The 14,036-nt window shown below is 74.5% G+C and carries 10 protein-coding genes; 8 read left to right on the forward strand and 2 right to left on the reverse strand.

Annotated elements, in window-relative coordinates; translation table 11 throughout:
- Positions 1 to 74: 74 nt before the first annotated feature.
- The 3 genes from ACIOJE_RS16270 (at position 75) to ACIOJE_RS16280 (ending at position 3,809) form a co-directional block, all read left to right on the forward strand.
- On the forward strand, positions 75 to 1,460 hold the full coding sequence (locus ACIOJE_RS16270; protein WP_400776792.1) for a cytochrome P450: 1,386 nt from the start codon (positions 75 to 77) through the stop codon (positions 1,458 to 1,460).
- A gap of 319 nt (positions 1,461 to 1,779) precedes the next feature.
- Positions 1,780 to 2,913: a cytochrome P450 gene (locus ACIOJE_RS16275; protein WP_400777028.1), complete on the forward strand. Its 1,134-nt coding sequence runs from the start codon at positions 1,780 to 1,782 to the stop codon at positions 2,911 to 2,913.
- Positions 2,910 to 3,809 (forward strand): enoyl-CoA hydratase/isomerase family protein, encoded by a 900-nt coding sequence (locus ACIOJE_RS16280; RefSeq protein WP_400776794.1) that lies wholly within the window; start codon positions 2,910 to 2,912, stop codon positions 3,807 to 3,809. Before ACIOJE_RS16275 ends, ACIOJE_RS16280 begins: the two co-directional genes overlap by 4 nt.
- Before the next feature lie 81 nt (positions 3,810 to 3,890).
- On the opposite strand, the gene ACIOJE_RS16285 is transcribed toward ACIOJE_RS16280, so the two are convergent.
- A complete protein-coding gene (locus ACIOJE_RS16285; protein ID WP_400776797.1) occupies positions 3,891 to 6,812 on the reverse strand; it encodes an FtsK/SpoIIIE domain-containing protein in 2,922 nt (973 codons plus the stop codon).
- Between the two features lie 320 nt (positions 6,813 to 7,132).
- On the opposite strand from ACIOJE_RS16285, the gene ACIOJE_RS16290 reads away from it, so the two are divergent.
- The 3 genes from ACIOJE_RS16290 (at position 7,133) to prfB (ending at position 11,678) form a co-directional block, all read left to right on the forward strand.
- Complete coding sequence (locus ACIOJE_RS16290; protein ID WP_400776799.1) at positions 7,133 to 8,992, forward strand: protein kinase; 1,860 nt, start codon at positions 7,133 to 7,135, stop codon at positions 8,990 to 8,992.
- Between the two features lie 234 nt (positions 8,993 to 9,226).
- Positions 9,227 to 10,486 (forward strand): serine/threonine-protein kinase, encoded by a 1,260-nt coding sequence (locus tag ACIOJE_RS16295; RefSeq protein ID WP_280680140.1) that lies wholly within the window; start codon positions 9,227 to 9,229, stop codon positions 10,484 to 10,486.
- 79 nt (positions 10,487 to 10,565) lie between these two features.
- On the forward strand, positions 10,566 to 11,678 hold the full coding sequence (prfB, locus tag ACIOJE_RS16300) for a peptide chain release factor 2 (protein ID WP_280680138.1): 1,113 nt from the start codon (positions 10,566 to 10,568) through the stop codon (positions 11,676 to 11,678).
- An 87-nt stretch (positions 11,679 to 11,765) separates the two neighbouring features.
- Here the strand turns inward: prfB and ACIOJE_RS16305 are convergent, their stop codons facing one another.
- The gene (locus tag ACIOJE_RS16305) at positions 11,766 to 11,960 is read right to left on the reverse strand and encodes a hypothetical protein (RefSeq protein ID WP_030059729.1); all 195 of its coding nucleotides are present in this window, start codon (positions 11,958 to 11,960) and stop codon (positions 11,766 to 11,768) included.
- A gap of 349 nt (positions 11,961 to 12,309) precedes the next feature.
- Here ACIOJE_RS16305 and ftsE point away from each other — a divergent pair, with 349 nt between their 5' ends.
- Both ftsE and ftsX read left to right on the forward strand, forming a co-directional pair.
- Positions 12,310 to 12,999, forward strand: coding sequence for a cell division ATP-binding protein FtsE (gene ftsE / locus ACIOJE_RS16310; protein WP_063349173.1), 690 nt, complete (start codon positions 12,310 to 12,312; stop codon positions 12,997 to 12,999).
- A gap of 77 nt (positions 13,000 to 13,076) precedes the next feature.
- Entirely contained in the window at positions 13,077 to 13,988 is a 912-nt protein-coding gene (gene ftsX, locus ACIOJE_RS16315; protein WP_280680134.1) for a permease-like cell division protein FtsX, read from the forward strand.
- The last annotated feature ends 48 nt before the right edge of the window (positions 13,989 to 14,036 follow it).

Consider the following 14,036-nt stretch of genomic DNA (forward strand, 5'->3'; position numbering starts at 1 on the left):
CCTCCCCCCACGCCTCCCCCCGCTCACGTCTCCCGGGTCCGCACCCGCCCGGGGCCACCTCCAAGGAACGACCCATGGATTCTCCGCAGCGACCCGCCCCGCAGTCGCCTCCGCCGGGCTGCCCGATGCACGTCGGCGTGAGCACACCGCTCTACGGGGAGATGTTCTCGTCCGACCCCGGCGCGGTCTACGACAAGCTGCGCGCCAACGGTCCCGCCGCGCCGGTGGAGCTGGCCCCGGGCGTGGAGGCCACCCTGGTCACCTCGCACGAGGCCGCTCTGCGGGTGCTGCAGAACCCGGGGATGTTCGCCCGGGACTCGCGGCGCTGGGCGGCGCTGAACGAAGGGCGGGTGCCGTTGGACAGCCCCGTCCTGCCGATGATGTTCTACCGGCCCAACTGCCTCTTCACGGACGGCGCCGAACACCTGCGGCTGCGCAAGGCCGTCACCGAGAGCCTGGAGCGGCTCAACGACAACCGGCTCAACCGGCACGTCGAGCGGATCGCCGGCTACCTGATCGACCAGTTCAGTCCGCTGGGCCGGGCCGACCTGCTCAACGACTACGCCAAGCTGCTGCCGCTGCTGCTGTTCAACCAGCTGTTCGGCTGCCCGGCCGACATCGGCGACCGGCTGACCCGCAGCATGTCCGCGCTCTTCGACGGCCTCGACGTGATCCAGGCCAACGAGGACCTGACGTCCTGCCTGATGGACCTGGTCGCGCTGAAGCGCCGTCAGCCGGGCGACGACATCACCTCGTGGCTCATCCAGCACCCGGCCGGCCTGCGGGACGAAGAGCTCAAGGACCAGCTGGTCATGCTGATGGGGGCCGGCGTCGAGCCCGAGCGCAACCTGATCGGCAACGCGCTGCTCCTGCTGCTGTCCGGCGAGGGCGGCTCCGGGCTGCGCATCGAGGACGCCCTCGACGACGTGCTGTGGAACAACCCGCCGATCGCCAACTACGCGACGCACTACCCGATGCAGGACCTCGACATGGGCGGGGTCCCGATGGACGCGGGCAGCCCGGTGGTGATCAGCTTCGCCGCCGCCAACAGCGACCCCGCGCTGACGGACGCCCGGCTGACCCTCAGCAAGGGAGCCCACCTGGCCTGGGGCGCCGGCCCGCACGCGTGCCCGGCCAAGTCCCCGGCCCAGCTGATCGCCCTGAGCGCGATCGAGTGCCTGCTCAACGCCCTCCCGGACGTCACGCTCGCGGTGCCCGCGGAGCGCGTGGAGTGGCGGCCGGGCCCGTTCCAGCGCGGCCTGGTCTCGCTGCCGGTGCGGTTCACCCCGGCGCCCGCCCGTACCACGGGGCCGGGTGTGCGGACGGACCCCGCACCGGGCGGGTCGCCGGGTGGCTCCGCGGCGGCGCAGGCGTACCCGCAGGTCACCGCCCCGGAGCCGGTCCGGGCCCCGCAGAAGAAGGGGTGGTGGAGCTCCTTCCTGGACGTCTTCCGGATCTGAGACGTCCTGGGCTCCGATCCGACGCGCCGTCGGAATCCGCTCGGCCGCCGCTGGGTGAACCGGGTGTGACGGCGGCGCGGCACGTGACGGGGGCAACACGGATCGACGCTTGAGCGCACTGGTACTGGGTAGATCGCCGCCGTACTGCCCGCCCGCGCGCAAGGAGCCCCGTGTGACCGCCATGTTGGAAGCCCGCCCTGCGGATCCGGAGCGTCCTGACGGAAGGGTCGACCGCCGTGCCGCCGTGCCGCTCCTGCGGCGGCTGCGGTCGGCCGAGGGGCTCGCCGACCCGAGCCCGGTCTACGACGAGCTGCGGGCGCTGGGCGATCTCGTCCCGGCGCCCTGGGGCGGCTACCTGGTCACCGGTTACGACGCGTGCGACCAGGTCCTGCGCGGCAGGACCTGGCTCGTCCCCGACTTCGCCTGGCAGGAGCGGCAGACCGGGACGGAGCGCTGGGAGGCCGTCGCCACCCAGGAGATGAGCCGGACCCTCTCCCGGCTCAACGCCCCCGAGCACACCCGGCAGCGGCGCAGCCTCGGGAACCTCTTCGACCGGAACACCCTGCGGGACATGGCTCCGCAGATCGAGGCCGACGCCACCGAACTGCTCGACCGCCTGGCCGAGCGAATACGGGCGGACGGCGAGGCGGACTTCGCCGCCGTGGTCAGCGAGCAGCTGCCGATCGGCACCGTCGGGCGCTGGCTGGGCATCGCGCCGGCGGACCACCCGCACATCCTGACGATGACCCACAACCAGGTGCACGCCCAGGAGCTGCTGCCCACCAAGAGCCAGCTGGCGGTCTCCGAGCAGGCCACCATGGACCTGCGCGAGTACTTCACCCGCCTCGTCCGGGAGCGGCGCGACAAGGACGGCGACGACGTGATCGCCGGCTGGATCCGCACCTGGGACGAGCTGGAGGGCGACCGCGAGGCCACCGACCGGATGGTCTACCAGCTCACCATGTTCGTCACCATCGCCTCGCTGGAGACCACGGCGACGCTGCTCTCCTCGCTGGTGTGGCAGCTGCTGCGGTCGCCCGGGACGTGGGAGTGGCTGCGGGAGCGGCCGGAGCACGTCGACGAGGCGATCGACGAGGCGCTGCGCTACGACCCGCCGATCCGCGTCAACAGCCGCGTCGCGGGCGAGGACACCGTGCTGGCCGGGGTGTCCCTCCCCAAGGACACCATGGTCCACGTGATGTACGGCGCGGCCAACCGCGATCCGCGCCGCAACCCGGACCCGCACGCCTTCGACGTGCTCCGCCGGGGCACCCACCTCACCTTCGGCGGCGGCGCCCACTACTGCCTCGGCGCGGGCCTGGCCCGGTTGGAGGCACGCGCCCTGCTCGGCCAGCTGCTGCGGCGCTTCCCGACCCTGCGGGCGGTGAGCCCGCCGGAGCACGCGCCCCGGATGGTCTTCCACCGGGTGACGTCCCTGAGAGTGTCCGCATGAACGTTTCCCCGCAGGTGCCCCAGTACCCGTCGCACGCGATGCAGCCCCCGTACGTCCCGTACCCCTCGGCGCCCACCGGCTGGTACCCCCAGCCCGGGCCCGTCCCCGAGCCCGCGCCGGCCGCCGAGCCCGCGCCGGCCCGTACGGTCCGTTCCGAGCTCCGGGGCGCGGTGCTCCACGTCGAGCTGGACAGCCCGGGGACCGGGAACGCCGTCACCGCGGCCATGCTGGACGAACTCCTCGCCGTCCTCGCCGTACCCGACCCGGCCGTGCGGGTGATCGTGCTGTCCGCGGCCGGCCGGGACTTCTGCCTCGGCGGCGACCGCGACGAACTCTTCGCGGGTCTGGACGAGGACCCGACCGGCGGCGGCATACGGAGCTACGGGGACAAGGCCCGCAGGGTCTGCGACGCCCTCACCAACAGCTCCGCCGTGACCGTCGCACGGGTCCAGGGCCGGGCGACCGGCGCCGGCTTCGCCCTGGCGCTCGCCTGCGACCTGCGGGTCGGCGCCGACAACGCCGTCTTCCGGCTGCCCGAGCTGGCCCTGGGCCTGCCCGTCGCCTGGGGCGGTCTGCTGCCCCGCCTGATCCACGAGGTCGGCGCGGCCCGGGTCCGCGAGATCATCCTCACCGGCCGCCCGGTCGGCGCGGTGGAGGCGCGTGAGCTCGCCATCCTGCAGCGCGTCGTCCCCGAGGAGGACCTGGATGCGGCGGTGGCCGAGTGGACCAGGCCCGTCACGCGCCGCCCCGAGGCCGCGCTGCGGGTCACCAAGACACTGCTCGGCGCCCACGCGTCGGCCACCCGGCTGGCGGACGCCTCCGTGCTCGACTCCGAGCTGATGGCTTCGGTCCTCGCCGCCGCCCACTACACCCGCGGCCTCGCCGACAGGCCCTAGCCGGCCGCTGCCGTCCGTCGCCTCCGGAAGGCGACGGGCGGGCAGGTGCGGCGGCCGGGGTGGGCGGGCGCCGCGACCCGGTCAGCGGGCGGCGGCGCGTTGGAGGGCGCTGGCGAGGAGGGCGAGGTCGGTGGGGCCGTTGCCGAGTTCGCGGACCGGGCGGCGGGCGGGCGGGGCGCCGAGCTGGAGCGGGTCTATCGCGACGACGGTGGGGCGCAGGGTGGCGGTGCGCGGGATGCGGCCGCTGATCCGGGCGGTCTGGAAGGCGGTGACGCCGCCGTCCGGCAGGCGCAGGTAGCCGCGGCCCGGGGTGTCCTCGGGGAGGGCGGCCGCGTCGCCGAGGTGGATCAGCAGGTCGGAGTCGGCCGGGTCCTCGGTGCGCAGCGCGATCCGCAGCAGGGCGGCCTCGTCGACCTCGGTGCCGGCGCTCTCCTCCGGACGGCCGGTGGCGACCGCGAGGTGGACGCCGAGCGGGCCGCCGCGGCGGGCGACGGCGGCGAGCGCGCGGGCGAGCGGCCGGCCGGCCGGGGAGGTGGGGGCGAGCAGGGCGTCGTAGTCGTCGACCACGACGACCAGACGGGCCGGAACGGGGGCGGCCGCCGGGCGGGGGGCGTCGCCGCTGCGGGGCTGGATGATCCTGGGGGTGGGGGAGGCGGCGGAGCCGGCCGCGCCGACGGTGGCGGGCACCGGCACCTGTGGGCGTTCCGCGTCCGCGGCGCCGTGCTGCCCGTCCAGGATCCGGGCGGCGTGCCAGGAGGCGAAGTCCAGGCCGTCGAACAGCCGCTCGCGCAGGGCGAGTTCGTCCTCCAGCGCCTCGGCCGCGAGCAGCGCGGCGCGCGGGTCGGCGGCGGCGTTCACCCGGCCGGTGACGTGCGGCAGCTCGGTGCAGCCGTCCAGGCCGTCCTCCGCCGCCCGGCCCTCGATGAGGGTGACGGCCAGCCGCTCGGGGCGCTCGGAGACGGCGAGCGAGGCGACCAGGGTGCGCAGCAGTTCGGTCTTGCCGGAGCCGCGGGCGCCGCCGATGAGCAGGTGCGGGCCGCCCGGGTCGGGGGAGGGGAGGGCGAGTTCGGGGTCGGCCAGGTCGAGCGTGCAGAGCTCGTCCCGGGTGGTGCCGAGCAGCGCGGTGGCGGCGCCGATGCCGCCGGCGTGGGCGTCCCAGCGGGCGGACAGCTTGGCGGGGGTGACGGTGTCGAGCTGGAGCAGGTCGAGCAGCCGCAGGGCGTCGGGCAGCGGGCCGCGGGCGGCCGGGACGGCCTCGCGCAGCGGGGCGAGGACGCGGGCGAGCCGTTCGGCCCAGACGTCGGAGACGGCGTCCAGCGAGACCTCGTGCAGGGTCTCCCGGCCGCGGGCGACCGGGCGGTCGAGCGAGAGCTGGGTGCCGACCTCGCCGGTGATCAGGGCGGTGGCGCCGAGGCCGCGGGGGAGCAGCTCGGGCTGCTCGGCGAGGCAGATCGGGAAGATGCCGACGGCCGGGCCCTGGCGCAGCAGCAGGTCGAGCGCCTGCCGGGCGGTCTCGGTGGCCGGGCGGCCGTCCACCACGACCACGGTGGCGGGGTGGCCGCCGAGGCCGGTCGGGGCGCTGAGCCGGGCGGTGAGTTCGGTCAGCCGGGCGGTGGCCTGTTCGTCGTCGAGGCCGAGCAGCAGGCGGCAGTCCTGGCCTTCGGCGGGGCGCAGGTGGGGCAGCCACAGGGCCCAGGCCCAGGTGTCGGTGCGTTCCTCGGGGGCGCGGCCCGGGTCGGCGTCGACGACGACGAGGCTCAGGCCGGTCGGCGGGTGCAGGGCCGCGAGTTGGGCGACGACGGCGCGGGTGAGCGAGTCCAGGCGTTCCCGGGGGCCGCTGAGGCCGAGGCTGCCGGCGGTCTGCAGGTCGAGGGTGACGGGGACGGCGGGCAGCATGGTGCCGGGTGCGGTGCCGGGGCCGCCGGGGCGGTCGGCGGTGCCCAGGCGCAGGGTGAGCGCGTCGGGATGGCCGGGGCCGCGCTCCCAGAGCCGGGGGCCGGGGCCGACGGCGTTGAGCAGCAGGGTGGCGAGATCCGGCCACCGTTCGCGCTGGGCGGCGGCCTGGCGGAGCCGGACGGCGGTGTGGTGGCGCTCGGCGCTCTCCTGGCCGGGCGGTTCGGCGGTGCGGCCGAGCCGCAGCGAGAGCAGGCCGCGGCCGCGGCCGGGGGCGGGTTCGGGGGCGGCGGGCGGTTCGGCCACCGGCGCGGCGGGGCGGACCGGGCCGGGGGCGGCGAGCTGGAGGTGGCCGTGGCCGTCGGGCAGGGCGGCGCGGCCGGTGCCGGGGCTGTCGGCCGGGGCGGGGACGGCCACCTGCAGGGTGGATTCGCCGATCCGCAGCAGGGCGCCGGCGTCCAGCGGGACGGCCTCCTCGGGTGCGCCGGGCGGGACGAGCCGGCCGTCCAGGGTGGTGCCGTTGGTGGAGCCGAGGTCGCGGACGGTGACCTTGCCGTCGTCGGCGAGGTGCAGGGCCAGGTGCAGCCGGGAGACGTCGGGGTCGTCGAGCGGGACGTCGGCCTCGCCGGAGCGGCCGATCCGGATCTCCCGGCCGTGCAGCCGGTGCACCCCGCCGGCGTCCGGGCCGCCGACCACGCGCAGTTCGGCGGCGGCGGGGGTGTCGTCGGGGTCGTCGGCGGTCGGGTCGGGCTCGTTGAGGCTGAGGACGGCGCCGTCGAGGAGCGGGGGGTGGCCGAGCAGGGTGTGCTCGTCCACCCGGTGCGCCCCGGCGTACAGGTGCACATGGGTGGCGGCCCGGGGCCCGCGCACGCCGACGGCGCCCGCGAGGGCGCCCGCGAGGGAGCCGAGCGCGGTGCCGACGGGCGCGGTGACCAGCACGTCCACGTAGGGGATGGCGGAGCCGGCGGCGGTCGGGCCGCTGCGCGGTCGGAGGACGGTCAGCCGGATCTGCATCTCGCCCGCGGGTCCCTTCTGCTGGTGTGAAGCCTGGTACCGCTGCCCGGTGTCCTCGCGGGCGCGCGGGGCGACCGCGGCGACCCTTTGGGCCACACGAGTGGCGAGTGTCCATCCTGCCATCCGTCACGGACAGTCCGCGCACCGTACCGGATTTGACGATCTTGCGATCATCGCCATGGTGGAGGCGACGGAGGGTCAGGTCAACCGGTGCCGCGAGGGCCCCGTCGGCGGGCCCGTCGAACGGGTCCGGGAAGTCCCCTAGGGGATGTCCCCCAACCCCTCCGGGATGGCCTGCCGGTCGCCTCAAAAACCTGAACGGACACCGTTAGAGTGGCCGCAGACACGGGCCCGGCAGGCTCACCGCACCGGCGGAGGAGCGCCCCGCGCGGGCGGCACGACGAGGAGTGCGACAGGTGCGGCCAGTCGGCAGCAAGTATCTGCTTGAGGAGACCCTCGGTCGGGGTGCCACCGGGACGGTCTGGCGCGGCCGGGTGCGCCCCGACGTCCAGGTGCCCGGCAGCGAGCCCGGGCAGCTGGTGGCGATCAAGGTGCTGCGCGAGGAACTGGCGGCCGACCCGGACGTCGTGATGCGCTTCCTGCGCGAGCGCTCGCTGCTGCTGCGGCTGACCCACCCCAACATCGTCCGGGTCCGCGACCTGGTGGTCGAGGGCGAGCTGCTGGCCCTGGTGATGGACCTGGTCGACGGCCCCGACCTGGCTCGCTACCTGCGGGCCAACGGCCCGTTCAGCCCGATCGCCGGCGCCCTGCTGATGGCCCAGGTCGCGGACGCGCTGGCGGCCAGCCACGAGGACGGGATCGTCCACCGCGACCTCAAGCCGGCCAACGTGCTGCTCGCCTCCGTGCTGGTGGACGGCACCGAGCAGATGCACCCGCTGCTGACGGACTTCGGCATCGCCCGCCTGGCCGACTCCCCGGGCATCACCCGCACCCACGAGTTCGTCGGCACCCCCGCCTACGTCGCCCCGGAGTCCGCCGAGGGCCGCCCGCAGACCTCCGCGGTGGACGTCTACGGCGCCGGGATCATGCTGTACGAGCTGGTCACCGGCCGCCAGCCGTTCCAGGGCGACGGCGCCCTCGCGGTCCTCCAGGCCCACCTGGCGCAGGAGCCGCAGCGGCCCAGCACCATGCCCGAGCCGCTCTGGACGGTGATCGAGCGCTGCCTGCGCAAGGACCCGGCGCAGCGGCCGGGCGCGACCTCGCTGGCCCGCGCGCTGCGGGTGGTGGCGGCCGGCGTCGGGGTGCACGCCTCCCCGGCGGCGGTGGACGAGGCGCTCGCGGTCGGCGCGCTGCTCCTGCCGGACCCGCGGCCGACCGCCGTCCCGAGCGCCGCCGGGGCCGTCCCGGACCTGCCGCCGACCGCCCCGGGCATGCCGCCCGCGGGCCCCGGCGCCCCGCACTACGACCCGGCCGCGGCGACCCGGGTGATGAGCACCCAGCCGCCGCCCGCCCCGCCGTACGGTGCCCCGGACCGCACCCAGGTGATGCCGCCCACCGTCGTGCCGCCGCCCCCGCCGGGCGCGCCGGGCGCGCCGGGCGCGCCGAAGGAGGAGACGCCGCACCCGTGGCAGACGCAGCTGCGGGCGGCGCGGGACCGCAACCAGCAGACCCAGGTCGGCTACTTCGGGCCGGAGGACTTCGAGGACCCGCAGGTCGCCCCGCCGCCCTACCAGGCCGGGCCGGGCGGCCGGCCGGGCCAGGGCGGCCGACCGGGCTACCAGCCGCAGCCGCCGGCCGGCTACCAGCCGGACCAGCGACGCCAGGGCCCGCCGCCGCCCGGGTACGCCCAGCGCCCGCAGGTCGCCCCGCCGCCGTACCAGGGCGGCCAGCCCGGCCACGGCGGCCAGCCGCAGCCCGGCGGCCGCCCGCAGCCGCCCGGCGGCTACCGGCCGGCCCCGGCGGCGTACGGGCAGTCGCAGGGCGGCTACCCGCCGCCGCCCCCGCCCACCCCGGTGCCGCGCCGGAGCGAGCCGCCGGCGCCGCAGCACCGCGAGCCCCCGCAGCACCGCGAGGAGCCGCGCGAGCAGGCCCGCCGCGAGCCCGCCCCGCCGCGCGAGCGGCGCCCGCGCAGCCGCAACCGGATGTACATCCCGGGGCTCGGCTGCCTCAAGGGCTGCCTGATGGTGCTGCTGGTCCTGGCCGTGGCCGGGGTGGCGCTGTGGAACTTCACGCCGCTGCCGCACTACTGGGAAAACGTCCAGGGCTGGTTCAACACCGTGCGCGACTGGGCGAACGCGCTGTTCGGCGGCTCGTAGATCTGACGCAGGGTCGGGCCCGGCGTACGGGCCCCGCTCGCGCCCGACACCGGGACCGGGCGGCGGGATTGACGATTTGTCGACAATTCCGGAGATTTCTCGCCCGAGACTGCCCGCCCGGGGCCCTCAGGCGGCCCGCGCGGGGGGTCGGGGCGCGTAGGTTGGTCGCTGTTGTCCCGCCCCACCGAGCGCACCGGACCCCCGGCGCGCTCCCGCGCCGCCCACGGAGCAGCATTGGCACGCAAGATCGGCAGCCGGTACACCGTCCACCAGGTGATCGGCCGGGGTTCGGCCGGGACGGTCTGGCTCGGTGAGGGGCCCGATGGCCCGGTGGCGGTCAAGCTGCTGCGCGAGGACCTGGCCGCCGACCAGGTGCTGGTCGGCCGCTTCGTCCAGGAACGCGCCGCGCTGACCAGCCTCGACCACCCCCGGGTGGTCGGCGTGCGCGACATGGTCGTAGACGGCAGCGACCTCGCCCTGGTGATGGAGCTGGTCCAGGGCACCGACCTGCGCTCCCGGCTGGAGCGCGACGGCGCACTCCCGCCGCAGACCGCCGCTTCGGTCATCGCGGACGTCGCCGACGGCCTGGCCGCCGCGCACGCGGCCGGCATCGTCCACCGCGACGTCAAGCCGGAGAACGTCCTGCTCGACCTCGCCGCCGCCCCCGGGCCCGGCGGCGCCCCGCGCGCCAAGCTCACCGACTTCGGCGTGGCCCGCCTGGTCGACGCCCCGCGCCGCACCCGGGCCACCAGGATCATCGGCACCCCCGACTACCTCGCCCCGGAGATCATCGAGGGCCTGGAGCCGCGCGCCGCCGTCGACATCTACGCCCTCGCCACCGTGCTGTACGAGCTGCTGGCCGGCTTCACCCCGTTCGGCGGCGGCCACACCGGCGCGGTGCTGCGCCGGCACGTCACCGAGCAGGTGCCGCCGATCCCCGGCCTGCCGGACGGGCTGTGGCGGATCATCTCCGAGTGCCTGGCCAAGGCCCCGGCCTCCCGGCTGCGGGCCGCCGAGCTGGCCGCCCGGCTGCGCGAGCAGCTGCCCTCGCTGGCCGGCCTGCCGGTGCTGGCCGTCCCCTCCCAGGGCCGCGCCCCGGCCGAGGAGGCGCTGACCCCCGGCGAGGCCGTGTACGCCGAGGTGGACGCCGGCCCGGGCGTCCACAAGCGCCGCCGCGGCCCGGCCGTCCCGCTGGTGCCCGGCGTCGCCCCCGACTCCACCCGGGACACCCACACCAGCCTGCGCCGCCCCTCCGCGGACGAGCTGGCCGCGTACGCCGCGGAGTCCCGCGCCCAGCGCACCGCCCCGGGCGCCGGGCACCGCCGGGACCGGCAGGCACTGCTGCGCCGCCGCCGGCTGCTGGCCGTCCTGCTGGCCACCGTCCTGCTGCTGGCGGGCGCCGCCGCGGCCTGGACGGCCTTCGCGGCCACCGCGCCGGACGCCGGCCATCGGGCCCGTCCGGCGGTGTCCGGCACGGCCCCGCGGGCGCCGTAGCGGGCCGTCGGGCCGCTCCCGGAGGGTCGGTGGACCCCGGTGTCGTCATGACCACCCCCGGAACCATTACCCTGGGGGCGTGGCAGCCGTCGATCCTTCCGAAGAGCTCAAGAACCTCGAAACGACCATGGGGTCGATCGAGGCAGTCCTCGACCTGGACAAGATCCGGGCCGACATCGCGGTCCTGGAGGAGGATGCAGCCGCCCCCAACCTGTGGGACGACGTCGCGAACGCGCAGAAGGTGACCAGCCGGCTCTCCTTCCTCCAGGGTGAACTGCGCAAGGTCGAGGGCCTGCGCAGCCGCATCGACGACCTGGGCGTGCTGTTCGAGCTGGCCGAGGCCGAGGACGACGCGGACACCCGCGTCGAGGCCGAGGCCGAGCTCGTCTCCGTCCAGAAGGCGGTCGAGGAACTGGAGGTCCGCACCCTCCTGTCCGGCGAGTACGACGCCCGCGAGGCGCTCATCAACATCCGGGCCGAGGCCGGTGGCGTCGACGCCGCCGACTTCGCCGAGCAGCTGATGCGCATGTACCTGCGCTGGGCCGAGCGGCACGGGTACGCCACCGAGGTGTACGACACCTCGTACGCCGAAGAGGCCGGCATCAAGTCCGCGACCTTCACCGTCAAGGCGCCGTACGCCTACGGCACGCTCTCGGTCGAGCAGGGCACCCACCGTCTGGTGCGCATCTCGCCGTTCGACAACCAGGGCCGCCGGCAGACCTCCTTCGCCGGTGTCGAGGTGCTCCCGGTCGTCGAGCAGTCCGACCACGTCGACATCGACGAGGGCGACCTGCGCATCGACGTGTACCGCGCCTCCGGCCCCGGCGGCCAGGGCGTCAACACCACCGACTCGGCGGTGCGCATCACGCACATCCCGACCGGCGTGGTCGTCTCCTGCCAGAACGAGCGCTCGCAGATCCAGAACAAGGCGTCCGCGATGAACGTCCTCCAGGCCAAGCTGCTGGAGCGGCGCCGCCAGGAGGAGCGCGCGGCGATGGACGCGCTCAAGGACAGCGGCAGCTCCTGGGGCAACCAGATGCGCTCCTACGTGCTGCACCCGTACCAGATGGTCAAGGACGTCCGCACCGAGTACGAGGTCGGCAACCCGCAGGGCGTGCTGGACGGCGACATCGACGGCTTCATCGAGGCCGGCATCCGGTGGCGCAAGCAGCGGGAGACCGCCGCGCAGTAGGCGCAGGCCAGGCGCGGACAGCGAAGAGGGCCCCCGACCGGATCGGTCGGGGGCCCTTGCGGTAGGTCTCGGACGGGGTGAGCGGACTCAAGCCAGTGCCTGCCGGGCGATCAGCGCCACCGCGAGCAGACCGGCCAGCAGGGCCAGCAGCATCGCGGGGGAGAGCGCCGCGAACGGCCCCTGCTGCTCCTGCAGCCGGGCCCGGTTGGCGCGGCAGACCGGGCAACGCCCGTCACTCACGCGGCCGTTGCAGTTGGCGCACACCAGATGGTCGCAGGTCATGCGATCTCCTCCTCGCTGCTACAGCCAACGCACCGGACGGGGCTTTGGTTCCTCTTCTTGCCCTGTGCGGGGGAGCGCCCGAACGCGGACGCCAGCTCCACTCTGCCAGGTTCTGACCGTTCCGGCTCCCGGGCTGTGAGATGCCTCGCAATTTTCGGGGCATAACCGGACATTGTCCCCCAGATTTCGACGGCCGTCCCGGACCGACCCTGCGCGCCGACCGTCGATTCGCGTATGGTCCCAGACCGGGAGCGGCCCTTTCCGCTCCCATCGCCCGCCCCAGGGCCGGGCGCCCGGGGTGGATGGACCGAGGACTGGCGCCGCCTAGGATGGCCTCCGTGATGCAGCCGTGATCAGATTCGACAACGTCTCCAAGACCTATCCCAAGCAGAACCGTCCCGCCCTGGACAACGTCTCGCTGGAGATCGAGAAGGGCGAGTTCGTCTTCCTGGTCGGCTCGTCCGGCTCGGGCAAGTCCACCTTCCTGCGCCTGTGCCTGCGCGAGGAGCGCCCCAGCACGGGTGAGGTGCACGTGCTGGGCAAGGACCTCGGCAAGCTGTCCAACTGGAAGGTGCCGCACATGCGCCGCCAGCTGGGCACCGTCTTCCAGGACTTCCGCCTGCTGCCGAACAAGACGGTCGCGCAGAACGTCGCCTTCGCGCTTGAGGTGATCGGCAAGCCCAAGAGCGCCATCAACAAGGTGGTGCCCGAGGTGCTGGAGCTGGTCGGCCTCGGCGGCAAGGAGGACCGCATGCCGGGCGAGCTCTCCGGTGGTGAGCAGCAGCGCGTGGCGATCGCCCGCGCGTTCGTGAACCGCCCGATGCTGCTGATCGCGGACGAGCCCACCGGCAACCTCGACCCGCAGAACTCCGTCGGCATCATGAAGCTGCTCGACCGCATCAACCGCACCGGCACCACGGTGCTGATGGCCACCCACGACCAGGCCATCGTCGACCAGATGCGCAAGCGCGTCATCGAGCTCGACAAGGGGCTGCTCGTCCGCGACCAGGCCCGCGGCGTCTACGGATACCAGCACTGACCGACCGGCGCTGAACCTGTAGGGCCGTCCGCCCGCGTCGACAGACCAGCAGTACCGACCCTGGAGTTGTTACCCGCATGCGTGCCCAGTTCGTCCTGTCGGAGATCGGTGTGGGTCTCCGCCGCAACCTGACGATGACCATCGCGGTCGTGGTCAGTGTCGCGCTCTCCCTCGCCCTCGCCGGTTCCTCGCTCCTGGTCCGCGACCAGGTGAACTCCATGAAGGGGTACTGGTACGACAAGGTCGAGGTGAGCATCTACTTCTGCACCAAGTCGGACGCCCGCAACTCGCCGCAGTGCGACAAGGGCGCGGCCACCGACCAGCAGGTGCAGGACATCAAGGCCCAGCTGGACAAGATGGACTCGGTGGTCCAGTCGTCGACCTTCGAGAGCTCCGCCGAGGCGTACAAGCACTGGAAGGAGATGAACCCGGACAACCCGCTCATCTCCGTCCTGGGCCCGGACGCCATGCCGCAGTCCTGGCGGGTCAAGCTCAACGACCCGACCAAGTACGACGTCATCCAGAGCGCCTTCGCCGGAAAACCGGGCGTCAAGTCGGTCGAGGACCAGCGGAAGATCCTGGAGAACCTGTTCGGCCTGCTCAACGGCCTCCAGACGGCGGCCTTCGTGATCATGGTGCTGATGCTGTTCGTCGCCCTGCTGCTGATCGTCAACACCGTCCGGGTGTCGGCGTACAGCAGGCGGCGCGAGACCGGCATCATGCGCCTGGTCGGCGCCTCGAACTTCTACGTCCAGATGCCGTTCATCGCCGAGGCCGCGTTCTCCGCGCTGCTCGGCGCGATCATGGCCTCCGGGCTGCTGGTCGGCGGGCACTTCTTCGTCCAGAACTGGCTGGCCGACCGAGTGCAGTTCATCCACTTCATCGGCCTCGGCTCGGTGCTCGCGGTGATACCGCTGCTGATCGTGGTCGGTATGGGCATGGCCGGTGTGGCGGCGTTCTTCACCCTGCGCAAGTACCTCAAGGTCTGACCCCGACGGGCCCGGCGGCCCCGGACGGCACTGCGCCGTCCGGGGCCG

Source organism: Kitasatospora sp. NPDC087861 (assembly GCF_044742585.1).
Lineage (GTDB): Bacteria > Actinomycetota > Actinomycetes > Streptomycetales > Streptomycetaceae > Kitasatospora.